At 68.4% G+C, this 24,960-nt stretch carries 19 protein-coding genes; 7 read left to right on the top strand and 12 right to left on the bottom strand.

Features of this window, described 5'->3' with window-relative positions; genetic code table 11:
* Window positions 1-14 precede the first annotated feature (14 nt).
* Both Q9Q40_04185 and Q9Q40_04180 read left to right on the top strand, forming a co-directional pair.
* Entirely contained in the window at window positions 15-1,805 is a 1,791-nt protein-coding gene (locus Q9Q40_04185; protein MDQ7006408.1) for a pitrilysin family protein, read from the top strand.
* Window positions 1,805-3,283, top strand: a complete 1,479-nt coding sequence (locus Q9Q40_04180) for a pitrilysin family protein (GenBank protein MDQ7006407.1) — start codon at window positions 1,805-1,807, stop codon at window positions 3,281-3,283. Before Q9Q40_04185 ends, Q9Q40_04180 begins: the two co-directional genes overlap by 1 nt.
* 919 nt (window positions 3,284-4,202) lie before the next feature.
* Here Q9Q40_04180 and purF read toward each other — a convergent pair.
* A complete protein-coding gene (gene purF, locus Q9Q40_04175; protein MDQ7006406.1) occupies window positions 4,203-5,663 on the bottom strand; it encodes an amidophosphoribosyltransferase in 1,461 nt (486 codons plus the stop codon).
* A gap of 27 nt (window positions 5,664-5,690) precedes the next feature.
* Window positions 5,691-6,725: a hypothetical protein gene (locus Q9Q40_04170; protein ID MDQ7006405.1), complete on the bottom strand. Its 1,035-nt coding sequence runs from the start codon at window positions 6,723-6,725 to the stop codon at window positions 5,691-5,693.
* A 284-nt stretch (window positions 6,726-7,009) separates the two neighbouring features.
* Here Q9Q40_04170 and Q9Q40_04165 point away from each other — a divergent pair, with 284 nt between their 5' ends.
* On the top strand, window positions 7,010-7,762 hold the full coding sequence (locus Q9Q40_04165; protein ID MDQ7006404.1) for a hypothetical protein: 753 nt from the start codon (window positions 7,010-7,012) through the stop codon (window positions 7,760-7,762).
* Here Q9Q40_04165 and Q9Q40_04160 read toward each other — a convergent pair.
* Entirely contained in the window at window positions 7,759-8,169 is a 411-nt protein-coding gene (locus tag Q9Q40_04160) for a hypothetical protein (protein MDQ7006403.1), read from the bottom strand. The genes Q9Q40_04165 and Q9Q40_04160 overlap by 4 nt on opposite strands.
* Window positions 8,170-8,396: 227 nt before the next feature.
* Here Q9Q40_04160 and Q9Q40_04155 point away from each other — a divergent pair, with 227 nt between their 5' ends.
* On the top strand, window positions 8,397-9,236 hold the full coding sequence (locus tag Q9Q40_04155) for a hypothetical protein (GenBank protein ID MDQ7006402.1): 840 nt from the start codon (window positions 8,397-8,399) through the stop codon (window positions 9,234-9,236).
* Between the two features lie 4 nt (window positions 9,237-9,240).
* Entirely contained in the window at window positions 9,241-10,842 is a 1,602-nt protein-coding gene (gene purH, locus Q9Q40_04150) for a bifunctional phosphoribosylaminoimidazolecarboxamide formyltransferase/IMP cyclohydrolase (GenBank protein ID MDQ7006401.1), read from the top strand.
* On the opposite strand, the gene Q9Q40_04145 is transcribed toward purH, so the two are convergent.
* The 3 genes from Q9Q40_04145 to Q9Q40_04135 all read right to left on the bottom strand — a co-directional run bounded on the left by Q9Q40_04145 (window position 10,814) and on the right by Q9Q40_04135 (window position 14,846).
* Window positions 10,814-11,914, bottom strand: coding sequence for a hypothetical protein (locus Q9Q40_04145; protein ID MDQ7006400.1), 1,101 nt, complete (start codon window positions 11,912-11,914; stop codon window positions 10,814-10,816). The two genes, purH and Q9Q40_04145, sit on opposite strands and share 29 nt — an antisense overlap.
* A 171-nt stretch (window positions 11,915-12,085) precedes the next feature.
* Entirely contained in the window at window positions 12,086-14,275 is a 2,190-nt protein-coding gene (locus Q9Q40_04140; protein ID MDQ7006399.1) for a hypothetical protein, read from the bottom strand.
* 214 nt (window positions 14,276-14,489) lie between these two features.
* On the bottom strand, window positions 14,490-14,846 hold the full coding sequence (locus tag Q9Q40_04135; GenBank protein MDQ7006398.1) for a hypothetical protein: 357 nt from the start codon (window positions 14,844-14,846) through the stop codon (window positions 14,490-14,492).
* Between Q9Q40_04135 and rlmN the strand changes: the two genes are divergently transcribed.
* Window positions 14,845-15,897 (top strand): 23S rRNA (adenine(2503)-C(2))-methyltransferase RlmN, encoded by a 1,053-nt coding sequence (gene rlmN / locus Q9Q40_04130; GenBank protein MDQ7006397.1) that lies wholly within the window; start codon window positions 14,845-14,847, stop codon window positions 15,895-15,897. The two genes, Q9Q40_04135 and rlmN, sit on opposite strands and share 2 nt — an antisense overlap.
* A gap of 102 nt (window positions 15,898-15,999) precedes the next feature.
* Here rlmN and rho read toward each other — a convergent pair whose 3' ends face one another.
* From rho to Q9Q40_04105, 5 genes are all read right to left on the bottom strand, one after another.
* Window positions 16,000-17,295, bottom strand: a complete 1,296-nt coding sequence (gene rho / locus Q9Q40_04125) for a transcription termination factor Rho (protein MDQ7006396.1) — start codon at window positions 17,293-17,295, stop codon at window positions 16,000-16,002.
* A 43-nt stretch (window positions 17,296-17,338) separates the two neighbouring features.
* Window positions 17,339-18,160, bottom strand: a complete 822-nt coding sequence (locus Q9Q40_04120; GenBank protein ID MDQ7006395.1) for a HEAT repeat domain-containing protein — start codon at window positions 18,158-18,160, stop codon at window positions 17,339-17,341.
* Between the two features lie 161 nt (window positions 18,161-18,321).
* On the bottom strand, window positions 18,322-19,062 hold the full coding sequence (locus Q9Q40_04115; protein MDQ7006394.1) for a HEAT repeat domain-containing protein: 741 nt from the start codon (window positions 19,060-19,062) through the stop codon (window positions 18,322-18,324).
* On the bottom strand, window positions 19,059-19,364 hold the full coding sequence (locus tag Q9Q40_04110) for a hypothetical protein (protein ID MDQ7006393.1): 306 nt from the start codon (window positions 19,362-19,364) through the stop codon (window positions 19,059-19,061). The genes Q9Q40_04115 and Q9Q40_04110 overlap by 4 nt, the downstream gene beginning before the upstream one ends.
* Window positions 19,365-19,437: 73 nt before the next feature.
* The gene (locus Q9Q40_04105; protein ID MDQ7006392.1) at window positions 19,438-22,524 is read right to left on the bottom strand and encodes a thrombospondin type 3 repeat-containing protein; all 3,087 of its coding nucleotides are present in this window, start codon (window positions 22,522-22,524) and stop codon (window positions 19,438-19,440) included.
* 887 nt (window positions 22,525-23,411) lie between these two features.
* Here Q9Q40_04105 and Q9Q40_04100 point away from each other — a divergent pair.
* Window positions 23,412-23,774, top strand: coding sequence for a hypothetical protein (locus tag Q9Q40_04100; GenBank protein MDQ7006391.1), 363 nt, complete (start codon window positions 23,412-23,414; stop codon window positions 23,772-23,774).
* Window positions 23,775-24,020: 246 nt separating this feature from the next.
* On the opposite strand, the gene Q9Q40_04095 is transcribed toward Q9Q40_04100, so the two are convergent.
* A complete protein-coding gene (locus tag Q9Q40_04095; protein MDQ7006390.1) occupies window positions 24,021-24,869 on the bottom strand; it encodes an HDOD domain-containing protein in 849 nt (282 codons plus the stop codon).
* Window positions 24,870-24,960 lie beyond the last annotated feature (91 nt).

Below are 24,960 nucleotides of genomic sequence, written 5' to 3'. Positions count from 1 at the left end.
CCTGGAGGCAGTCGATGACGACTCGCTCACGCGTGATCCTGGGTGTAGTTGCGTCCGTCCTGGTTCTCGCCGGTTCCCCCACGCCGGCGACGGCCGAGACCAGCGCCCAGCTACCCGTGGAAACCTTTACCCTGGACAACGGCATGACCTTCCTGCTGGTCCACAAGCCGGAATTGACCACGGTCACCGCCGGCTGGGTGGCCCACGTGGGTTCGGCCAACGAACGGCCGGGCATCACCGGCATCTCCCACCTCTTCGAACACATGATGTTCAAGGGAACCCACGTTGTGGGCACCCGCAACATCCAGCGGGACCTCGAGATCATCGCCGAGCAGGAGAAGATCCAGCAGCGGATCCGCGAGCTGACGGAAGTGCAGAAGGCCCGCTGGCGCAAGGGCGAGATCGACGATCCCTTCGCGACGGAAAACCGCACCCCGGAGCTCGAAGAGTTGCAGAAGAAGTTCGATGCCCTGGCCGAAGAGCAGGCCTCGCTGATGGTGAAGAACGAGTTCGACAAGATCTACACCGGCGAAGGCGGCTCGCGGATGAACGCCTTCACCAACCGGGACATGACCGTCTACTTCATCACCGTGCCGGCCAACAAGCTCGAGCTGTGGTTCTGGATGGAGTCCGACCGCCTGGCGCACCCGGTGTTCCGTGAGTTCTACACCGAGCGGGATGTCGTGCACGAAGAGCGCCGCCTGCGCACCGAGTCGACCCCCACGGGCAAGTACCAGGAGCAATTCGAGGCGATGTTCTGGGAATCCCACCCCTATAGCTGGCCGGTGGTGGGCTGGCCCTCCGACCTGCGGGCGATCAGCAAGCAGCAGGCCGACGACTACTACAGCACCTACTACGCGCCCAACAACCTGACTGCCGCCGTGGTGGGCAACTTCGACCCCGAGGAAGTCAAGCGCCTGGCCCGGGCCTACTTCGGCAGGATTGCCAAGGGTCCTCAGGATCCACCCCAGGTGGTGACGATGGAAATGGAGCAGCTCGCCGAAAAGCAGATGATCGCCGAGTGCGACTGCCAACCCCAGGTAGAGATCCTCTACCACACGGTGCCCTTCCAGCATCGCGACAGCTACGCCCTCGACGTGCTGGCCGAGCTGCTCAACGGCCGCACCGGCCGCCTCTACAAGTCGATGGTCCTCGACCGGAAGATCGCCTCCAGCGCCTCGGCCTCCCAGCAGAGCGGCAAGTGGGAAGGCAGCTTCTCGTTCTACGCCGAGACCAAGGGGGATGCCACCCCCGACAAACTCGTCGAGGCCTGGGACGAGCAGATCGCCAAGCTGCAGAACGAGCCGATTCCCACCGAGGAGTTGCAGAAGGTCAAGAACCAGATCCTCGCCGCTTCCTACCGCCGGCTGTCGAGCCCGTTCTTCCTCATGCTGCAGTTGCTCTACTTCGACGGATTGGGCGACTGGAGCTATGTCAACACCTGGACCGACAAGACCCTGGCGGTCACCGCCGAGGACGTCCAACGGGTCGCGAGCGAGTACTTCAAGCCGGAGAACCGGGCCGTGGCCCGCTACTACCGCAAGGCCGGCACCCAGGCCGAGGAGGTGCCCCCGGAGCTGGCCGACCTGCCGGCACCCATGCGGCAGAGCATGCTCAACCAGATCAAGCAGGTCCGACAGTCGACCAACCTCGAGCGCCTGGAAGAGGCCCTCAGCGGCATCCAGCAGCAAAAGGAGCAGGTGCCGCCCCAGTTCAAGGGAGCACTCGAGTTGATGGAGAAGACTCTCGGTGAGCGCATTGAGGAACTCAAGAGCGGTGAAAAGACCGCGGAAGGAGGTGAGTGATGAAACGCCTCGCGATCCTCGCGGCGATCGCCGTGCTGACGCCGGCGGCCCTGGCCGCATTGCCGGCGCATCCTTCCGAGCTGAAGTACGGCCCCCTCGACTTCAAGGTTCCCGATCCGTCTTCGTTCCGCCACGAGCTGGCCAACGGCATGGTGGTCTACGTCGGTGAGGATCACGCCCTCCCATTGGTCGACCTGTCGATCACCGTCCGCGCCGGCGCTTTCCTCGATGATCCGGCCAAGCCGGGCGTGGCGACCCTCACCGGGCGGATGGTGCGCCGGGGCGGTACGAAGACCCTCAGCGCCGAGGACTTCGACGAGAAGGCCGACTTCCTCGCCGCCCAGATCAGCAGTTTCGGCGGTGACATCTCCTCGGGGGCCTCGTTCAACTGCACGACCCAGACCCTCGACGCCTGCCTCGACCTCTTCTTCGACATGATCCAGAACCCCGCCTTCGAGGTCGAGCGCCTCGACCTCGAGAAGGAGAACATTCTCGAAGGGCTCAAGCAGCGCAACGACGATGCGGGAACGATTCTCGGCCGGGAATGGGGTTGGCTCATGCGCGGCCGGGACCACTTCACCGCCCGGCAGCTCACCGCCGCCGAGTTGGACGCGATCACCCGCGACGACCTGGTGGCCTTCCACAAGAAGTACTGGCTGCCGAAGAACATGATGGTCACCGTCAGCGGTGACGTGGATACCGGGGCGATCCTCGACACACTGGCCAAGCGCTTCGCCCCATGGAAGAGCGAGGGGCCCGAGGTTCCCTGGCCGCCGGCCGCGCCCGACCACACACCCCGGCCCGGTGTCTACTACGTGGACAAGGACATCCCCCAGGGCAAGGTCTACATCGGCCACCTGGGCATCCAGGACGAGAACTGGAACCACCCCGACCGTTTCGCCGTGGCGCTGATGAACGAGATCCTCGGCGGCGGCGGCTTCACCTCCCGCATCACCAACCGGGTGCGCAGCGACGAGGGGCTGGCCTACTCCGCCGGCTCGGTCTACCGTGTCGGCCGATTCTGGCCCGGCATGTTCCGCATCGTCTTCCAGTCCAAGTCGGCCACCGTACCCCTGGCGGCGAAGATCGCCCTCGAGGAGGTGCGACGGATTCAGAACGAACCCGTGAGCCAGGAAGAGCTGGACATCGCCAAGGCGGCCTTCATCGACACCTTCCCCCAGGCCTTCGAGTCCATCGAAAGCATCGTCAACACCTTCGCCGACGACGAGTACACCGGCCGCCCCCGTGACTACTGGAAGAAGTACCGCGACCGGGTGCGTGCCGTGACCGCCAAGGACGTTCAGAAGGCGGCCCGGAAGTACCTCCACCCCGACCAGGTGGTCTTCCTCGTGGTCGGCAAGTGGGACGAGATCGTCAAGGGCGACCCCGACGGCCGCGCCACGATGAAGGAGTTCTTCGAAGGCCGGGCCACGCGCCTGCCCCTGCGCGATCCACTGACGCTCGAACCTCTGCCCTAGCCCGGCTGATTCGTGAAACCGCGAGGTGAAATGCCGCAAATGGCCGCTGGAAGTCAAGCCGCAGGCCACGCATCGCCGAGTGCGGGCCGGAGGGCTCGAAGAGCCCGGCCAGCCGCCAGTTGCGGCGTTTCCTCCGAAGCGTTCACGAAGAACCCGGACTGTCCCCTCCCCGGAAAGAACGCTACACCGTAGAGCGGGTTCAGGGACGGCGGGAGCCTGGCAGAGGAGCGAGGGTCGCATCCCCCGGCTCGGTTGCCCGGGGGATGCTGTCGGCCTGCGCCCCGCCGTGGATCGGGACCCGCGGTCGGGAAGGGAGTGACGACGCCGGGGCCCGGTGGTCTGTCGTGGGGCGAGTACTCGATCGTGCGTCGTCGGGAGGGGATCGTGTCCGGCATTTTCGTCCATGCCCTTCGTGATCTCGCCGACTCCCGTGGTGGCGCGCGTCCTGCCGTCGAAACAGCCTCATTCGCCCCCCGATCGGTGAACCCCGTCGGCTTTCTCCCCACCGGGCCGACTTCATGAAGGGCTGCACCGGGGACACGATTTCCCAGGACGACGCGAGCGACTGCGCCCCGGCCCCCCCGGAGGGAGGAATGCCGCCGGAAGTCCTCGGCATGAGGGCGAGGAAGGCTCCGTGACGACGCTGTCCGGCAAGAGCGCCGGTTTTGCCGATGAGAATACGACCTATCGCGAGTTCACCTTTTCCGGTCGAACGGCCCGGGGCCCGGAACCGGTCGGAACGCTCGGGACCCGGACCTGGGCGGCGCCACCGTCGAGGAAGACGAGGCACACCTCGCCGGAGATGTTTTTCTTCGTCACCCATGGCCGGAACCGGGCGGGGCCCCGCCGGCACGCCGGGAGCCACCAGCGCCGGGACGAGAGGGACCCCACGAACCCCGACGCCGCCCCTGGGCGCCCTTCAGCCGCCGGACTCCAGCCGCTCCTGCTCGACCCCCTCGAGGGCCTCGGCGTCGATGTCACCGGTGGGGTAGTGGCCCGAAAAGCAGGCGTGGCAGGTGTCTTCGAGGGTGCCGGGATGTTCCTGGCGGGCCGATTCGATCAGGTCCTCCAGATCCTGGTAGATCACCGCCTCGGCGCCGAGGATCCGGGCGATCTCGTCGTAGTTCCGGTCCCGGGCGATGAACTCCCGGCGGGTGGACATGTCGATCCCGTAGACGCAGGGGTGGCGCAGGGGCGGCGCGGTGGAGGCCAGGTAGACCTTCTTCGCGCCCGCCTGCCGCAGCATCTCGACGATCTCGCGGGAGGTGGTGCCCCGCACGATGGAATCGTCGACCAGCAGGACCGAACGGCCGGCGACTTCCGAGGCGATCACGTTGAGCTTGTGGCGCACCGAGCGACGGCGCTCACCGGCGCCGGGCATGATGAACGTGCGCCCCACATAACGGTTCTTGACCAGGGCCTCCCGCAGGGGCAGGCCCAGTTCCCGGGACATCTCGATCGCTGCGGCCCGGGCCGACTCGGGCACCGGTACCACCGCGTCGATCTCCAGCCCCAGGCGTTGGATCTTCCGCGCCAAAGCACGCCCCATGCCCTCCCGCACCCGGTACACGCTCATGCCGTCGAGGTTGCTGTCGGGGCGGGCGAAGTAGACGAACTCGAAGATGCAGGGCCGATGGGTGGGCGGGGTGACCTGCTCGAAGAGCACTTCGTCCCCGCCTTCGCTGATGAAGACCGCCTCACCGGCAGCCGGCCTGTGTTCGACCTCGTAACCGAGAGTCTCGAGCACGACACTCTCGCTGGCCAGGGCGTGCACGACCCGGCCGTCCGCACCCCGGCGGGTGCCGTAGCAGATGGGCTTGATGCCGTAAGGGTCGCGAAAGGCGAACAGGCCCGCGCCGGCGATGAAACCGACCACCGAATACGCCCCCCGCACCCGACGGTGCACCTCGGCCACCGCGGCCAGGAAGTACTCGGCGCTGAACGGCCCGCCGGCACATTCGCGGGCCAGGGCGTCGGCAAAGACGTTGAGAATCGCCTCCACGTCGCACTTCGACAGCAGGTGGCGGCGGCCATGACGCAACAGGTGGCGGCGCACCTCGGCGTAATTGGCCACGTTCCCGTTGTGGGCCATGGCGATGCCGAAAGGATGGGTCACCACGAAGGGCTGAGCATCTTCCTCGCCCCCGGAACCGATGGTGGGGTAGCGCACGTGCCCGAGGGCCAGGCGGCCCCGCACGTCGGCCATGCGGGAGGGTTCGAAAACGTCCCGCACCAGTCCCGCGCCCTTGCGCAGGTGGAACTGTCCGTCGTAAGTCACGATGCCCGCGGCATCCTGGCCCCGGTGCTGGATCGCCAGCAGGCCGTCATGGACCTCCCGGACAGGGGCGTCGGTTCCGATCAATCCGATGAATCCGCACATGGCCGCTCCGCAGGTCGAGGCGAGAAGTCAGGGAAGCCAGAGCACGTCGCCGATTTCACCGTCGAGATCCATGGTCCGCTCGAGCCGCGGAGCCTCGGGATCCGACAAGTCGACGATCGCCAACTGCCGTTGGGCGGGGATCAGGACGGCCGCTCGCTGGCCCGAGGGGGACAGCGCAATCTGGCGTGGAGCCTTCTCGAACTTCAGGTCAGCCACCACCTCCCCGCTGTCCGGATCGAAGACCAGCATACCCAGGGCCGCCTGGCAGGTCAGCAACAGGTAGCGGCCGTCGGCGGTGAAGACACCTTCACCAAGGTAGTTCGGCGTGACGACCGCCTCGACCCGGTATTCGCCTTCGACGGCCCCCGAAGCGGTAATCCTGTGCACGGCATTCATCGGGTTGGTAATCACCCATCCCTCGTCGTGACCCGGCCGACGGAGCACCTCTCCGGGAACCGGCCCCACGGTCAGGGTGGAAGCCTTCATCGTGACCGGATCCAGAATCGCCAGGTCGTCCGAGGCCCTCATGCCCACCAGGATCTTTCCCGACTCGCCCAGGGGAGCGAGGGTCACCGGCCAGCCCCAGGAAACCAGCACCGATGCCGCCGGCTTGTCCCACGGCGGATCGAGCCGGTACACGGCGTGGTGATTCTGTCCGACCATCCACAACCGGTCCTCCCCATCGAAGAAGAGATCGAGGGGGGCACAGCCGATGCAGGCGGAGATCGTCTTGTCGGCGCGGAGAGTCCCCAGGTCGATGCGAGTCAGACTCGAACCCGGGGCCTCCGCATGCCCCCAGTTGGCCACGTAGAGTTTGCCCTCGTGAGCGGCCATTCCCCGGGGGGAAATCCCGGTCGTGATCGTCGCCAGCCGCGTACCATCGGGCCGGTAGACCGCGACCTGGTGCCGGCCGCGTTCGGAGAGGAAGATCCGGCCTCCTTCGGCGGCGCGTACCGCCCCCCACGGACTCCAGCCAGTCGACACCAGCGCCAGGACGGCGACCAGGCCCGAAGAGCGCAGAAACCGGGTTTGGAGCAGGTGCAAGAAATGTATCGATCGCATCGTGTGCCTCTCGTTGCCAGGCGGGTCGGCAGGTCCAGATCCCAGGTTCATGGAGTCGCTATTCTCGCCCTCCCCCCTGCGGCGTGCCAGCAAGGCCTGACCGGGCCGTGACGGGCGGGGCCGGCAAACGCCAAATCAGCCGAAATCACGGAAAAATCGTCATCTCGATCCCGCCTTTGTTGAACCGTATTTGCCCACTTCAGCCCTATCCCCTTGCCCACCAGCAGGTTGCTCGTACTTTCGCGGCCACCCGCAAACGCTTTCCGCCTTGATGGAGGAGTCCCGTGCACCACAACCCGGCCGGCCCGAACCTGGTTCTGCTCTGTACCGCGACGGTGGTCGCCCTGGCCCTCGGTGGCGCGCTGGCCACCCCGGTCATTCCGGGAAGAGCGGAGATCGACGCAGACCTGGGAACCATCAGCGCCCAGCTTCCCTCCGAGCCGGCGGGTCCCCTCGCCCCCTTCCACCTGGCCCTGGGCGCGACCTACCGGGACGTGGAACGGATGGCCACCCTCCAGCGGCGGGGCCGGCTCCGGGCCCGAGACGATGTCTACCTCCATGCCAGCCTGCGGCGCCAGAGGGGGGACGGCGATCTGCTACCGGCGCCGGATGGCTTGCGGGTGCTGGACGGGGATCTTTTCTTCCACCAGGGCAGTGACACGGCACTGGTGGAAGCCACACTGCTGGTGGAGGCCACCATCTCCCGGGAGACCGCCATCACCACCCTCGAAGCGTGGCTGGGAACACCGAGTTTCGAAGTGCTTCTGCCCGGCGCTCTCAACCTGGCCCTCGGCTGGCAGACACCCCGGGGCTACCTGCTGGCGACCTTCTCCGACCTGCAGATCTTCCAGATCAGCGCCTTCAGCGATCGGCCGGCGGATTTGATGGCGGGCTCCCAGATCGTCCTCTTCGAAGGCCTCAACGATTACTCCCGCGACCGGGCCGAGGGCCTGAACGAGGCGGAACTCAGCGCTCGCCTCGACGAGGTGGTGCGCTGGGTGGAATCGGCCCGCCGGGCTCTGCGCCGGGTTCGCTAGCGGATCTTCTCGATCTGAATCTGGAAAAATTCATCCCAGGCGGAAAGCTGGGGCGCGATCTCCGTCTCGATCAGCGCAGCGGTGGCTTCCCAGTCGTTGGCTTCCTGGTGCCGCACCAGGTCGGCCAGCGAGCGGGCCATGGCGCCGAAGTCGACACCGACGTCCTCATCGGCCCCCTTGACCTGGACCAGGTCCACGGCCAGGCGCGTGAGTGAACCGAGGCCATCGAGCAGGAAGCCAAGCTTGGCCCCCGCTTCCTGGGTCCGGCCTTCCCGGAGTCCGGCAATCAATTCCGGCGCTTCCCGCTGAACGGCACCGAGAAACTGCCTGGCCGTGCTCAAGGCACGCAGGGCCATGGACTGTGTATCGGTCTTCGCCTCAGGGGCGGCTTCTTGCTGCTGATTCATGAGAATCCTCCGCATCACGAGGGCCGACGACAGGTCGGCCGGGCGCCAGCGTCGGGATTCGGTGGCATCCGTGGCCGGTAACCGTCAAGATCCCGACTCACCGGGGCGCTCCTTCCGCTCCTGCTGACACGGCGATGCTTATTGCACGTCACGTGCCAGTCTTGTGAAACCCCGGGAATGCGGACCCGGCCCACGGCCGAACTGCTATCATCCCGGGCGGAGGCTCGATGGCTGGTCGTCTCTCTTCCTTCCCTCTGTTGCGCCTGCTCGTCCCCCTCGCCCGACCGTGGATCGGCGCGTCGGTGTGCGCACTGGCGGTGCTGGCAGCCTCGGAGGGATCCGCTCGGGCCTTCACCCCCCGCACCCGGGCGGAGATCGCGCGACGCGCCCTGGCCCTGATGCCCGACGGCCTCGAGCGCCAGCTTCGCAAACATGCCCGGGCCCTGTTCGCGGGAGCCCTCGAGGGCCTGGAGGCCGAACCCCGCCCCCTCGCGGCCCTCGACCCGGGCCAGGCTCCCCAACGCCTGGCCGGCGCCATCGACAGGGCCGCCCAGGCCATCGAAGACCGCCGGGGCATGGAAGAAGTCGCACGACGGTTCGGGCGGATCGCCCGCTGGACCGCCGACCTGGCCTTCGCCCTCAACGTGGGGCCCGACGACCCGCGAGAGGCGACGATCTACGACGACTTCGCCCGCTACGCCGAAAGCCGTCTGCCGCGCATGCGAGTCGTCTTCGACGGCTTTGCCGACCCCCGACTGGCGGCGGGCGAGACGGAGGCCTTCGGCCGCTGGATCGGCGAACGGGCCCGCCGGGACTACGACGGCATCCTGCGCAGCTACTTCCCGCCGGGACGCCGCGCCAGCCCCCAGGACTTCGACGACCGTTCGGTGGCCTTCGCTTCGGCCTCCCTCGAGGTGTCCCTGGCGGTCACCGCGACGGCCCGGGCCTGGCTCTACACCTGGAGACTGGCCCACGGCGATCTGCACGGCACCCCCACCTTGAACGACACGCAAGTTTCGGCACCTTTCCAGGCCGCCCCAGCCGGCGGAGAACAAACCGGAGAATAGAAACATGAGCGAAGTGAGCGATTCGTCGGCTTCCGAACGCGTGACGCCCATCCGCCGGGCCCTGCTCTCGGTCTACGACAAGGACGGCATCGTCGACCTGGCCCGCAACCTGGCCGATCACGGCGTGCAGATCCTCTCCACCGGCGGTACCGCGCGGATGCTCCAGGAGGCGGGCCTGAAGATCACCCGCATCGCCGATCTGACGGGCTTTCCGGAAATGCTCGACGGACGGGTCAAGACCCTCCACCCGAAGGTACACGGGGGCATCCTCGCCATCCGCGACAACGATCAGCACATGCAGGACCTGGGCCGCGAGCAGATCGCGACCATCGACCTGGTGGTGGTCAACCTCTACCCCTTCGAACAGACCGCACGCATGGAAGGCATCGGCCTGCCGGAGATCGTCGAAATGATCGATATCGGCGGCCCGACCATGGTTCGGGCCGCCGCGAAGAACTTCCGCGACGTGGGCGCCGTCGTCGATCCGCGGGACTACACCGCGGTGGCCGACGAGATCGCCGAAAAAGGCGGCCTGAGCGATGCCACGCGTTTCCTGCTGGCCCGCAAAGCCTTCCAGCACACGGCGTCTTACGACACGGCGATCTTCTCCTTCCTCAACCAGCTCGAAGCCGACGGCACGCGCAAGGTGGCCTCCTCGCTCTTCCCCCAGAAGATCGAAGTCGTCATGGAGAAAGTACAGGACCTGCGCTACGGCGAGAATCCGCACCAGCAGGCGGCGTTCTACGCCGAGCTGCAGGGCAACGAGCCGACCCTCGCCCGAGCGGCCCAACTGCAGGGCAAGGAACTGTCTTTCAACAACCTGCTCGACCTGGACGCGGCGATGGGCATTGCGGCCTCCATCGACGGCTGCGGCTGCGTGGTGATCAAGCACTCCAACCCCTGCGGCGCCGCCCAGGGCAAGGATCCGGCCGAAGCCTTCCGCCTGGCGCGGGAAGGCGACCCGGTCAGCGCCTTCGGCGGCATCGTCGCGTTCAATCGCAGCGTCGATCCCGAGGCCGCCGGGGAGCTGACTTCCATGTTCCTCGAAGCCGTGGTGGCTCCGGAGTTCACGCCCGAAGCGCGGGAGGTCCTGGCACGCAAGAAGAAACTGCGGGTCCTCCAGTGGGGCGATCTCCGTGACTATCGGCGACCGGGTCTCGATCTGCGGAGGGTTTCCGGGGGCTACCTGCTCCAGGAATGGGATACCGACGACGACCTCGCGGGCGCGCGCACGGTCACCAGCCGCGAACCCACCGAAGAGGAGTGGCAAGCCCTGCGCTTCGCCTGGCGCCTGTCCCGCCACGTCAAGTCCAACGCCATCGTCTTCGCCCGCGGCACCCAGCTCGTGGGAGTCGGTGCCGGGCAGATGAGCCGCGTGGACTCGGTGCGACTGGCGGCGGGCAAGGCCGGCGAGCGCTCGAAGGGAGCGGTGATGTCCTCCGACGCCTTCTTCCCCTTCCGCGACGGCATCGACGAGGCGGTGAGCGCCGGGATCACGGCGGTGATCCAGCCCGGAGGCAGCATCCGCGACAAGGAGGTGATCGCGGCGGCCGACGAACACGGCCTGGCGATGGTCTTTACCGGACGGCGACAGTTCCGGCACTGAGGACGCCGGCGGTGTGACGGCGGGCGAGTTCCCATCGCAGGCGCGCAGCGACCCAGGCGGCCTCCTCCTCGGTCAACCCGCGGCCGAAGACCAGGCTCGCCCCGTCGCCCCGCGCCACGAGAAAGGGCCCCGAGGGCGCCAGCGGCGACGCCGCCTCGGGCGTGGAGACGAAGAGTTCTTCCACGGCCCCGCCGTCCAGCCTCCGGCGGCGGGCCAACGGACCGCAACGCCACCCGAACCACAGGCCGCCCCCCTCACTGACGCCGACCGATTCCCGCCGTGCCGCCTTCCACGCCCCCACGGCGGCCGTCACCAGGGCCGGTACCACGGTCAACACGCCCATGCCCAACAGCAAGAGCCCCGAGGGTTGGAAGGTCAGCAGGGGAAGGGCGAAGAGAGCCAGGCTGACCGGCAAGGTGATCACGGGCAGCAGCAGAAGCAGCCCCCCCGACGCCTTGAGACCGGCGGGAGGCAGGCGTAGAAGGACCTTTCCGGCCTGCTCATGGATCTCGATCCGCCCCGGTGGTGGGCCGGGGTCCACCACGCCGCCCTCCCGGACCAGACGCTGTCCGAGGGACTCGTCGAGTTCCTCGGGCCGGCGCCGGACGGCGCCGGCGTAGGTGCGGTCGTCGAGGGGAATGTCCAGCGCCCGGGCCAGGGCCTCGGCGCGGCGGCGGGCACGCACCGGGTCGTGGTGGGAGCAAACGCGATGCCGCCGACCTGCGACAAGACGAACCCCGTAGACGACCTGGGAGTGCTGACTCGAACGGGAGACCTTGCGCACGATCTCCACGGCCTCGAGAGGTTCGAGACAGTCGGTACGCTCTCCGAGCGGCACGAAGACACCCCACCAGCGCCCCAGCTTGTGGGCGTAGGGATCGATCCAGAGCCCCCTCTTCCACCCCACCATCAGGGCTCCCCCCAGCATCAGCGTGAGGATCGCGGCTCTCGATCCACGGGTCCACACATCCTCCGGCAGACCCGTCAGCACCGCGGCCCCGCCGAGGAGCAGCGCGCCACCCAACAGGCGCAGAGCCCAGGGCGTGTCGTGCATGGAGATGCGCTGCTGCATCGCTACCCCCCCTCGGGAAAGGCCCCTTCCGAGGCCGGCAGCGAGCTTCCAGCGACCGGCGCATCCGACAGTCCCCCCAGTCCGTCCGGGCCCCATACGACTTCGTTCCGCCGGCTGCACCGACCTTGGAATCCCGCCCCCCCGCAGTGCAAAGACCGGATCAACGGACGGCTAGTCTTCGAGGGCCCGCAGGGTCAGGCGGGAGACGTAGAGTCGATAGGCGTCATCGAGGCCGCGACGGCGATAGCGCCGCGCCAGTTCCCTGTTGCGCTGGGCGTCCGCGTCGTCGGGCATCAGCTCCAAGCCGTCGGCAAAGAAGCGGGCGGCTTCGACCACGTCACCGGCTTGCAGCGAGCGCACACCCAGGTTGTACCACCCGTTGGCGATCCACCGCTCGAGCCCGGGAGGCTGATAGGCCTTGGGCACGCGGTAGAAGATGCGCAGGGCCTCCTCGTAGCTTCCCGAGTGGAAGGCGTCCTTGCCGATGGCGATGCGCTCCTCGGCACGCTGCCGCTCCCGGAGAACCCTCCGCGCGTTTTCCAACTGCTCGACCACGTCGAAGCTGGTGGGGTCCGCGTGCTGGGCCGCGACCAGCAGTTCCACGGCCTCGGACTCCTTGCCCTGGGCCAGCAGCCGTCGGGCCCGGGCCATCAGGCGCGGCACGTCACGCGCGGTGTAGACCGGCGCCTGGGGCGCGGGAGCCGGCTCTTCCCGGTCTTGCCGAGCCGCAGGCGACTCGGTGGATACCGTTGCGGACGCGTCGGGCACCGGAGCGGATGGGGCCGAACGAGAGGGGGCGGCGCTTGCACCGGCAACCGGCTCCTGCTGCCCCCGCCACCAGTCGTAGCCGTACCAGCCTGCGGCGCCCGTCGCAACGACCAGCAACAGCCCCGGCAGCCACCGGCGTGATCCGGCGGCACGCACCGAACCCACCCGCGGCCCGGGACGCCCGGCGTCGGGCGCCGGCGGACCGGGGACGCCGGGATCTTCCCGTTCCACCGGTGGTGTGCCGGGCTCGACCTGGCAGCCGGCGGGCTCGTCCCCTGGCGGAGGCGGCGGGGGCGGGGCCGCGGCGGGCAAGTCTTCGGTGGGGGTGGCCTGGGCGGCCGTCGCCTCGGGGGCGGCCTGGGCAGGCGGGGCCGCGGCCAGGGGAATCGACTCGATGGATTCGAGGTTCAGTTCTTCGGAGGGCGAGTTTCCGGCGGGGGCGGAGACCAGCCCCCGCGCCCTTTCGAGGGCCTCGGTGATTTCCGGATGATCGGGCACCAGTTCGAGGGCCTGCTCGAAGAGCGGAATGGCCTCGGCGTCGTTGCCGTTTTCCATCGCCGCCAGGCCTTCCACCAGCAGGCTTTCGGCGTGCTCGGCCCGGCGCTGGGTTTCCCGGCGGGCCGACTCGAGCACCTCGTCGGCCCCCGGAGCGTTCTCGTCGGTCGCCATGGCCCGGCTGGCCAGTTCCATGGCGTCGGCCAGCCGCCCCTCCTCGAGGGCCTGGCGGGCCTGCCCGACCAGGGGCGGCTCTTCGACGGCCGCGGACTCGGGGCGCGGCTGGAATTCCTCGACGGGAATCTCCTGGTCCAGGCCTTCGGCGGCGTCGAAAAGATCCCGCACCGTGCTGGAATCGGCCCCGGCGGACGGCTCCGGCGGGATCACCGGAACCTCCTGGGGGGTCGCCGGGACCGGCGGCGGGGCGAGATCCAGGTCGAGATCCAGGTCCACCGGTGCGGGAGCGGCCGGTGCGGCGCCGGCCGTCTTGACGGAAGCCGGCGCGGAAGTCACGTTTTCGACCAGGTCCAGATCCAGTTCGAGGCCGGCGGCAGCCGGCTCGGCGGCAGCCGGCTCGGCGGCACTCTCGGCCTGCTCGAGCAGCAGGGTCGCCTCGCGGTGGGCCGGATCGATTTCGAGCACCCGGCGGCAAGCCGCCAGCGCGGCGTCGTTCTCGCCGCGGGCCAAGGCCTCCCGGGCCTGCTCGAGGGAAGCGCTGATCAGGGTCGATCGCTCGAGTTCCTGCCGGGCCTGGCCGAGGAGCTGCTGGAGCGCCCCGTCCTCCGGGTTCCGACGGAGTAGCTCTTCGGCCTGCATCACGGCCTCACCGGCCAGGCCGCTATCGAGGGCCTCGCGGATCTTGACCAGGGCGGCCCGGTACTCGGGCCCGCCGCCCGAGGCCTGCTCGACGAGGGACCAGTTGTCCTCGGACAGTTCGGTCAGCCGCAAACCCTCGAGAGCGCGCTCGTCTCCAGGCGCGATCTGCAGGATCGCCTCCCAGATCTGGCGGGCCCCCTGGTGGTCTCCGGCCCTGTGGCGGGAGGTCGCCTGGGCGTGGAGGGACTCGAGTTGCTCGTCGAAGGTTGTCGTCTGGGACACGCGCCTCTCCTCGGCCTTTCGCCTTCGCCCTTTCCCACGGCGGTCCCCGCAGCCGAGGGCCTCGGCAGCACTGATGCGAATATAGGGAGCGCCGGTGGAGGCCGGCAAGGCGGGAGCGAGCTGGCGCGCGACGCCCCCCCACCCCCTTGAGGCCCAACCTCAAACGACCCGGGTTCAACAGGTTGGCCATACGCCCGGGGACAAGACCCGGGGCTCAGGCGGCGCCTTGTTCGAGGCGGTGGCGGGCTTCACACTCGGCCGAGCAGAGTACCGGGGACTCGCCCCCCGACCGGGGGCGGCGGGCGGCGGGCTCGGGGAAGTGAATGCCGCAGACGGCACAGGCCAGAAGGCGCTCGGGAGCCCGGGGGGGGGCCGAGCGCGCTCCGGACCCGGAAGATTTCATCTGTGGCGCGGCGAAAACGCGCGACAGCCCCCGGGCCAGCAGCCAGGCCAGGACGAAGAAGACAAAGCCGCGAATCAACCCCAGCATGGCTCCGAGTTTGATCCGTCGCGGGAAGGCCGTCAAACCGCCCTTGGCGGCCCGCCGACCCCTGGGAGACAATCCGGGCATGTCCTCCGACCCGATCCAGCTCTACGGCCTCGGCCGGGAGGGCCTGGCCGAAGCGCTGGCCCCCCTGGACCTTCCCGCCTTCCGGATCCGGCAGGTCTTCGCCGCCCTCTATCGCCGGGACTGCCTCGATCCGGCCCACTGGACGGACTGGCCCCTCGCCCTGCGGCAGGAAATCGCCCGGCGCTTCGTCATCGCCCGACCCCGCATCGCCGAAACCCGGTCGGCTCCCGACGGCACGATCAAGGCCCTGGTGGACCTCCCCGGGGGCGGCCAGGTGGAGGCGGTGGCCATTCCCGCCGAGCGGCACGTGACCTTCTGCATCTCCTCCCAGGTGGGCTGCGCCTTCGGTTGCACCTTCTGCATGACCGCGCGCCTGGGCTTTCGGCGCCACCTCGAGGCGGGAGAAATCGTAGGCCAGGTGGCGGCCCTGCGAGCTCTGACGGCAGCCTCCCGCGAAACCTACAACATCGTCTACATGGGGATGGGCGAACCCCTGCACAACCTGCAGAACGTGCTCGAATCGCTGAAGATTCTCAGCGACGAACTGGGTCCGGACCTGCCCCCGCGGCGCGTCACCGTGTCCACCGTCGGCCTGCCGCCGGGTATCCGCGCCCTGGCCCGTCTGCCGCGTCCCCCACGGCTGGCGGTCTCGCTGGTCACCGCCGACGAAGAGCGCCGCCGGGAACTGATGCCGGTGGCCCGCAAGTACGCCCTCGAGGAGCTGGCCGAGGCGGTGCGGGAATACGGCAGGGGACGACGGGATCGCCCGACTCTCGAGGCCGTCCTGCTCGAAGGGGTCAACGACCGCCCGCAAGACGCCCGGGCGATGGTGGCGCTGGCCCGCGCGGCTCGGGCCAAGGTCAACCTGATCGAGTTCAACCCCACCCCGGAACTGCCCTTCCGACCCGCGCCCGAAGAGCGCATCGAGGCTTTCCTCCGCACCCTGGCCCAGGGAGGCGTGGTGGGCACCGTACGCCGCTCTCGCGGGCGGGAGGTGGACGGCGCCTGCGGTCAGCTCGCCTTCCGCCGCCGCGCACCCGGCACCCCGTGACCCGGCACACGGCGCGATCCGGCACGAGCACCGGAGGTCCGCGGATCCCGTCGAGACCGTGCCTTCTCGAGGCCGCCGCCTCGGGGCCTTCGGCGCGGACCGCTAGCGCGTACCGAGGTTGGCCAGGAAAGCCTCGTTGCTCTCGAAGGCCGAGAGCTTCTTGAGCAGGGCTTCGACCGCGTCGACCGTTCCCATCGAGGCCAGGGCCCGGCGCAGCAGATGCACCTTGGGGGTCCAGGCCTTGAGCAGCTTCTCTTCCTTGCGCGTACCCGTCATGTGGATGTCGATGCAGGGGAAGACGCGCTTTTCGAAGAGGCTGCGGTCGAGGACGACCTCGGTGTTCCCGGTGCCCTTGAAATCCTGGAAGATCACCTCGTCCATCTTCGAACCGGTGTCCACCAGGCAGGAGGCGATGATCGTCAGCGAGCCGCCTTCTTCGCAACGCCGGGCCGCGCCGAAGAAGCGTCGGGGATTTTCGAGGGTCCGCGAGTCGATGCCCCCGGTGAGAATCCGCCCCGAGCCGCGCTGTTCGACGTTGTAGGCCCGCGCCAGGCGGGTCAGGGAGTCGAGCAGGATCAACACGTCGCTGCCCGTCTCCACCAGGCGTTTGGCCCTTTCGAGGACGATCTCCGCCACGGACACGTGATTTCGCGAGAGTTCGTCGGAACTCGAGGCGATCACCTCTCCCGCCGGAACCCGGCGCCGCCAGTCGGTCACCTCCTCGGGGCGCTCGTCGACCAGCAGGACGATCAGGTGGATCTCGGGATGGTTGACTCCCACCGCATGGGCGATCTGCTGCAGGAGGGTGGTCTTGCCCGCCTTGGGCGGAGCGACCACCAGGCAACGCTGCCCCTTGCCGATGGGGGCCACGAGGTCGACCACCCGGGTTTCGATGGGCTCGGGGCCGGTTTCCAGTCGAATCGGCTCTTCGGGCGAGGTGGCGGTCAGATCGGCGAAGTGACGTCGGCTCTTCCAGGCTTCCGGGTCGCGACCGTTGATCTCGTGGATTTCGAAGAGGGCCGCGCCCCGACGGCCGGTGGCCCGGGCCTGGCCCTTGATCTCCACCCCTTCCTCGAGACGGCGGTCGCGAATGATGTCCGGCGCGACCCACACGTCGTCGGGTCGGGGCAGGTAGTTGGCCTTCTGGGTACGGAGGAAGCCATAGCCCTCGGGCAAAGTTTCCAGCACACCCCAGGCCTCCACCGGTTCGCCGTTGGCGACCGCCGTCGAGGTGCTCATGGCGGGAGCCTGGGCGCTGGCGTTCCGATTGCCCCGGTTCCCCTTGCCGCCCTGTCCTCCCGGACGACGGCGGCGGCGGCGACGACGATAGTTGCCCTTCTTGTTGCCGGACCCGCCTCCTGATCCGCTACCCGGCCCGTTACCCGATCCACTCGCCATGTCTGTCCTTCTTTTCCGAACCGCCAGGAGATTCAGCCTGCGGCTATCTGCTGTGTTCCTTCACCTGGAGCCCCGAGACTCTTTCCGCGCCGGCTTCACCACTCCGCGCCGCGTGCCGCACCGTCGGATGCGGATCGCGGGACAGCCGTGCGAGCCACCTTCGGGCTTCCGCGTCGCCCTTCCCGGCCAGAGCCAGCGCCACCCGCGCCCGCACACTCCAGTGGGAGTCGGTCGCCATCCGGGCCAGTTCTTCCCCGCCGGGCCGCCCCCCCGCCACGCAGACCCCGGCCAACACCGAACGGAGCCACGGATCCTCCTGTCCAGCCACTGCCGAGCAGATGCCCCAGTGCCGAACGAGGGAGGGATCCTCGAGCGCGAGAACGGCCATCAGCCTCTCCGTTCCCACCCCCCGCGAGGAGGCCGGGGCAGAACCCAGGGCCTCGACGACCCACTCCCGAGGCGCCGCCAGCAGGCGGCTGAGCGCGGTCCCCCGAACCAGGGGCTCGGGATCCTCCAGCCGAGCGAGCAGGTCGTCGAGATCTTTCCGGCTCTCGCAGGATCCGCGCCGCACGGCCTCGGCTCGATCGATGGGGCTCCCGGCGGGGACGGGCCGCTGCGCCGGAGCCCGGCCACCCGCAGGCGCCAGGGCCCGGACATCGGCACCGACCATCAGGAAAAGCGCCGCAGCAGCCGGCAGCAACCATGGCCGGGCGGCGCCCTCCAACCGCAGGCAGCCTAGCAGAGACCTCCGAGCACTGTCCAGCCGGGCGCTGACGCCGCAAGGGGACGCGGGGCGTCCCCAGCCGCTGACACTCCCCTCCCCGTCGGGGGCCGATCCTGATCCGAGCACGATTCTCCGCTCCACCCAGGGCATCCGTGGAAACCAGCCAAAACATTGAATTCAATACAGTTACTTTCCACCCAGGATCCAGGCCCGGCCCTGGGGCCCTCTTGTGCCCGATCCTGGCACGCATCTCGCATATCACTGGGGCAAGTCTGCCGGACGAGGTCCTCCGTCCCCCCTCGTTACGGCCGCCGGCGGGGATCGGCCCCGCCGGTTTTGTTTTGCCCCTCCTCCGCGGCACGACGAATCTGCTCCAGGGCGGTCAGCGCCGCACTCTGGTCGTAGCGGTTGTCCCGTCGCGCCATCGCCTCGAGGGCGGGCACCGCGCGGGGATCGCCGATGGCCCCCAGGCCGCGGGCGGCCCACGAGCGAACCATCACCGACTCGTCGTCGAGCAGGCCCAGCAGAGTCTCCAGCGACTCGGGCGCCGCAAGACGGGCCAGGGACTCGACAGCCACCTGCCGCACTTTCGGCTCGGGCTGACCGAGGGCCTCGATCAGCGGCCCCACCCCCGCGGGATCGCCGATCTCTCCCAGGGCCCCGGCGGCCTTGATGCGCACCACCAGGCTGGCGTCGTCCATCAACCGGGCGAGGACGGGAATGGCCCTCGAAGACCCCAGCTTGCCCAGGCTCGCCGCCACCGACGCGCGCACTCCGGGATCCGGATCGTCGACCAGGCCGGCGAGGAGATCCACGCCGACCGGGCCGGCGGCGCGGGCGACGAGGGCCGCGGCCGTCGAGCGCACCAGGGGCGAGGGATCGGCGAGGGACTCACGCAGGGCCTCGATGTCGAGTTCCTCACTCCGCGCCAGTTCGTACAGGGCACTGACCCGCTCTTCGACACCCGTCTTGCATCCCGCCGCAACCAGGGCTGCGGGGACCAGCAGCAGGAGTCCAACGCTGCGGACCGGCGATCGCTTCATTCGAAGTCCAGCGGGTTCTTGGGTGGGGTGGGATCCTTGCGGGCTTTTTCCTTGGCCAAGCGGAACTTCCGCTCCAGGGTCTGCCCCCGCTTCTGTTCGCTGCGGAAGGCGCGCAGGAAGTCTTCGTCCCGGCGGGACCCCGCCTCCTGCACGGCCCCGAGGGCGTCATCGAAATCACGGGGGGTCTTCGAGGCCTGTTCCGCATCGAGCACTTCCCCGCTGCCGGGATCGACGGTCAGGCGGCCCCGGCAGCACGGACAGATCACGATCAGCGGCAAGCTCGCCTGGGCATCATCCGCCATCGGCCGCACCTCCAGCAAGGTCGGCGACAAGGATCACCTCTTCCGGCGACCGCGGCAAGCGCCCGGCCGCGGCCTACTGGCAGCCCGCGGGGACCTGGCGCTCGTTGCCCGCGGTGTCACGCCCCGCCGTTCCCTCGCCGCCGGAGAAGGTACCGGTGACCAGGAAGAAGCGCGCATCGCCCGCGGTCGGCGCTTCCGGGATTTCCAGGAAGGCCGCTGGGCTGCTCGGCGAGAGGCACTGGCCGTAGAGCCCCCCGGTGGTCAGGGTGGTCACGGAGTCGGCGTAGACCGCGTAGCCGCTCGCGCCGCTTTCCTTGGTCCACTCGAGGAAATCGGTGACCCGTATGCGCACGCCCCCGATCTCTCCGTCGTCCAGGTCGCAGGCGTCACCCACGCCATCACCGTCGTTGAGGTCGGCCTGGTCGGCGTTGGCCATGTCGGCGCAGTTGTCGACATCGTTGAGAACGCCATCACCGTCCCGGTCGTCATCGGAGGCGTTGGGAATGCCGTCACCGTCCATGTCGTCATCGCAGGCGTCGCCCACACCATCGCCGTCCGCATCGAGCTGAAGCGGGTCGTAGGCCGTCGGGCAGTCGTCACAGACGTCCCCGATACCGTCGCCGTCTCCATCGGCCTGGTCCGGATTGGCGAGCAACGGACAGTTGTCCAGGTCGCCTCCCACACCATCGCCGTCCTGGGCATCGTCGTAACGATCACCGGGGAAGAGATCGCAGACGTCACCCACACCGTCATGGTCCGCGTCGGCCTGGTCGGCGTTGGCCGTCATCGGGCAGTTGTCCACGTGGTTCTGCGCACCGTCGGCATCCCAGTCGCGGGCCGCGTCTTCATCGCAGACCTGCGGCAGGGGCCGCTCGCTGCCGTCGCTGGCCTTGCCCGGCGTACCTTCCGCGCCCGAGGAGATGGTGGTCACCAGGTACCAGAAACTCTTGCCGGCCTCGGGCTGGTCGTTGATCACGGCCCGGGTCAGGGGAACCAGCGGGCGGTAGCAGTAGCCGGGCTCTCCGGAAGCCAGGCGACTGACGAAACCGAAGTAGACGTTGTAGCTCTCGGCCCCGGTCTCCTTCTCCCACTTCGCCTGGTCGGGCTTGGTGGACCGCTTGTTGAGCAGCAGGTTCTGCACCGCCCCGTCGTCCAGGTCGCAGGCGTCTCCGACGCCGTCAGGGAAACCACCGGAGTCGTTCTCGTCGAGCTGGGCCGGGTTCGGCACGTGGGGACAGTTGTCGCTGGCGTCATTCACCCCGTCGCCGTCGTCGTCGTTGTCGGTGGCGTTGTCCAGACCGTCGCCATCCACGTCGTTGTCGCAGTTGTCACCGGTTCCGTCACCATCGAGGTCGCGGTTCGAAGCATCGACGTTGGTCGGGCAGAGATCGCAGGCGTTGCCGAAACCGTCACCGTCGTCGTCTTCCTGGAGGATGTTCGGCTCGTCGGGGCAGTTGTCCGAGTCGGAGGGCACACCGTCGGCGTCCGAATCGTTGTCGGGATCGAGAACGAAGGGATCACAGACATCGCCGCGGGAGTCGAAATCCCGGTCCCTCTGGTCGGCATTGGGGTAGTTGGGACAGTTGTCCCGGCCCCCCACCAGTCCGTCCCCGTCGGCGTCCATCGGGTCGTAGTCCATGCCGGCGCCGCCGGCGAAGATATCGGTGCTGTTGGCCGGATCGTTGCGATCGTCCCGGTAGATCACCGCATAGGCATCCGGCCCTACCGCCAGGTCCACATCGAACGAATCGGCCGTTCCGGGAGCCGTACCCAGGTCGATACGCTCGAAGACGGGCCAGGAAAGCCCGCCATCCGTCGAGCGTGCGATGAAGACGTCCCGCCCCTTGGGGTCGGCCGGCCCGTTGCGATTGTCGACCCAGGCGATGGTCACCTCGGTGCCGTCGGCCTCCATGTCCCACCCCTCGACGGCCACCGTACCCGGGTCGACGCCCTCGTCGATCCGGCGGGAGGCGGACCAGCTCACCCCGTCGTCGCTGCTCTCGGAGAAGTAGAGATCGGCGCTACCGTCCCGATCGTCTTCCCAGGCCACGTAGATTCTCCGCGGCGTCCCCTCGGCCAGGGTGATCCTCGGCGCGGTGGCGCCGGCACCGGCCGGCGCGTCGTCGACCCGCACTTCGGTGGACCACGTGGCGCCGCCATCGGTGGAAAGCGCGAAGTAGATGTCGTCGTCACCGTTCCGGCGATCCTGCCAGACGGCCGCCACGACCCCGGCCGCGCCGCAGGCCAGCGCCGGGGCCGCCGCCTGGGTCTCGGAGGCATCGGCGGCGTCGAGACGGATTTCCGCGCCGACCGGCAAGAAGCTCTGGCCGTTGTCATTCGAGTAGCGCAGGAGGATGCGCCCCGGATGGGGAAGAGTGATCTGCGGATCGGGGTCCCGCCGGTCGCGGTAGGCCACGTAGAGTGTCCCTCCCTCATCGCGGCAGGCCGCCGGCTCGGTAGCTCGTTCGAAGTTGGTCTCTCCCCCGCCACCCTCGTCGATGTTGACCGTCACTTCCACCCCCCAGGTCTGCCCGGCGTCCATGCTGCCGCGAACGCGAACATTGCCGTAGCCGGTGGAGGGATTCGAGTGGTTGTCCTCCCAGATCACATTGACGATCCCGTCCCCCGTGGGCTCCAACAGCGCGCGGCGGGTCAACCAGGGACTCATCTCGTCGGCGTCGTTGTTGGTCACCGTCGCGGGATTTCCGGGCCAGGTCACGCCCCCGTCCGGAGACACGTGGACGAAGACCTGGCCCAGCAGATCCTCGAGCATCATCACGTAGAGCCGGCCTGCGTCATCGAGGGCGGGCACGGCGATTTCCATGCTCCCGCCATCGGCCCAGCCCGGAGGGAAATTGGTATTCAGCCGGACGTCACCGGTGCGCCAGGTTCCGCCTTCGTTGACCGAGAGGTTGATGTAGGAATCGTAACCGGTGAAATAACGCCGGTCCTGGAAAACGGCGTAAACCGTGCCGCCCTGCAAGATGACCCGGGGAGCGCGAGTCTTGGAGGTATTGACGAACAGCCCCTCGTTGACCTCCACCCTCGAGTCGGGATCCCGCATCAGCGCCGCACCGGAGGCCAGCATACCCAGCAGCAGCGCCACGACGATCATGACGCCCTTGCGAATCACCTTGCGATCACCTTCCATGCGGCGCATTCGACGACTCCTTCACCTGCGGCCCGCCCGGTGGAAACGAAGCCCTGACCGCCACGGCGGTGGGCTACCCGCCGGGCGTGGCACTGCACCATCTCGTCTCATTCCCCAGGCCGTGCTTCGAGGCCGCGACGGCCCTCCCGCCGCCGATTGGAACAGGGCGCCCCGCAGCCAGCCCCTCCCGGTGTAGCCAAGCCGAATCCTTCGTGCATATACCGTCATGGCGACCCGTTGTCTCCCCAAATTTCTCTCGGCGACGGCTCTTTTCTCCCCTGGCCCCCGGCCGGCCCGGGATCGACGGCGTTGGCACCGGCCGCGGGACACCGGCGCCAACGCCGGCCAGGCAAGGTCCGGACTCGCTCCATGGGGTTTTTGACGGCAAGACAAGGGGCCGGCGCCGCGAAGTGGCGGGGCTTTCCCCGGGGCTTTTTTCACTCACGCCGAGCCGGTCTCCGCCCGCGAGTCGCCCCGGGACGACCGGGGGCGCCCGCCGGGACTCCGGGGACCAAACCATCAACCCTTTTGTTTACAACGTCTTGTAAGGACCCCGGGAATCGCCCGCAGGTTCCCGCCTTTTTTCCTTGCATTCGACCGGAGTTGCGGGTTTATTTCCGGCCGTCAGGTTAGGTCCAACTGCCGACCGGTCCCTGCTCGAGCTGCCAGAGCATGGAGGGGAAGGTGGAAGGACGAGCGACGATTCCGGAGCCCTCCCGGCCCCCGCTTGGGGGTAAGGCGCAGGGGGATGGGTTCTGGCCACCAGGCAAGGGCCACGGAAAGCTCTCGAATCGTCGGAACGTGAATCGCGGGTTTAGTGAGGTTCGGGTTTGGTCAACCTAGAAAACTTCGACACTGGAATCCCCTGCGCCGTTCAAGGAAAGGAGCCCAATACGATGCGTCCGGCAGCTGTGTTGAAGATGCTGTGCGCCGCTCTCGTGCTCGTCGCCGCTGCGGCGATCACCGTGCCAGTGGCGCACGCAGACTTCGCCGAATGCGTGCAGGCCTGCGTCGACCAGTTCGACGCGGACAAGGCCGAGTGCGACCGTCAGCTTGATGACACTCTGGCCCAATTGGACCAGGAGGCGGATGACTGCCTCAACAACTCTTCCGACCCCATTGCGGCGGGACTCTGCCTGCGTGAGGTCAACATCAAGCGGTTTCGCGCACAGGCCGACCACAGGCGCTGCGTGAGTGTGGCGAATACTGTCGCGTACAACTGCTACCGGGACTGCCAGAACTCTCCTTCGGCTCCATAAGTCCCCGGAGGAACTGGCCAGTTTCTAGCTCTCGAGAGAAACACCAGACTATCGATCAAGAGAAGGCCCGGCTTCGGCCGGGCCTTCTTTTTCGCGACACCGGCGCTCCCTCACCCGCCGGCCTCCCGACAACGGGCCTCCGACAAAAAGACACCCTCGGCACGATGCCGAGGGTGCCAGACGGCGCGGGTTCGCGTTGCGGGGGGATCAAGTCTCTGGGCCGCGCCGCCTCCTACCAACTCCTGCTCAACTGAAAAGCGCCGACCGGGCCGTGCTGAACAGCCCCGGAAGGTACTCCTCGAGTTCTTCCACTTTCTCCGCTCCCAGACCCAGCATCTCCGTCGCCGGATGCGCCAGCAGGTCCAGGTCCTCGTCGCGGCCGATTCCCAACCCCAGGCGATGGGACAGGGCGTCGGCGAAGGACACCGTGGCGACGATCGGCTGGTCTTTCTCGGGCGCGGCGCCGGGGTCGTGGTGGTAACGCGCCACCACGGCCACCGGCTCGGGCAGCTCCCAGTTGCGGCAGAGGAGTTCGCCCGCCTCGCTGTGCAGGTCGTCGACCACCCGGGCCAGCTCGGCTGGCAGGTGCGGCGCCGAGACCGCTTCCCGCTCCCGCAAGGCCTTGATCAGGGCCAGCCTGCCGAAATCGTGCAGCAGGCCGCACATGAACGCTTCGCCCGACTCGATCCCCGCGCCATCGGCCACCATGCCGGCACCGAAGGCCGTCGCCAGGCCGTGTTCCATCAACGGCGCTCCATCCTCGCCGTAGACATCGGGATCGGCCATCTGTGAGCGCAGCACCAGCGCCAGCAGCAGGTTCCGGATCTGGGAGAGCCCCACCCGGGCGATGGCGAAGGCCAGGTCGTTGATCCGCCCACGGGCCCCGTAGAGGGCGGAGTTGGCCACCCGGAGCACCGCGGTGGCCAGCACCGGGTCCTTCTTGATGAACTCCGCCATCCGCGCCGCGGTGATCTGTGGAGAGCGCATCTCCTCGAAGATCCTCACGGCCACCTGGGGCAAGACCGGAAGTTCCGTCGTCGAGGAGAGAAGTTCCTCGAGCGTAGCGGGGACCTGCTGGAGAGTGTCTTGGCTCACGCGGTTCTGGCTCCTGCGGGGCGGTGGCGTCTGCCCTCTCTTGTCGGCACCAACACCGGAGCCCTTTAGCCCGCAACTTTCGCGCCCCACC

Source organism: Acidobacteriota bacterium (genome assembly GCA_030949985.1).
Taxonomy (GTDB): domain Bacteria; phylum Acidobacteriota; class Polarisedimenticolia; order J045; family J045; genus JALTMS01.
Note: the sequence above shows the minus strand (reverse complement) of the source record. Positions and strands in the feature narration are given on the sequence as shown.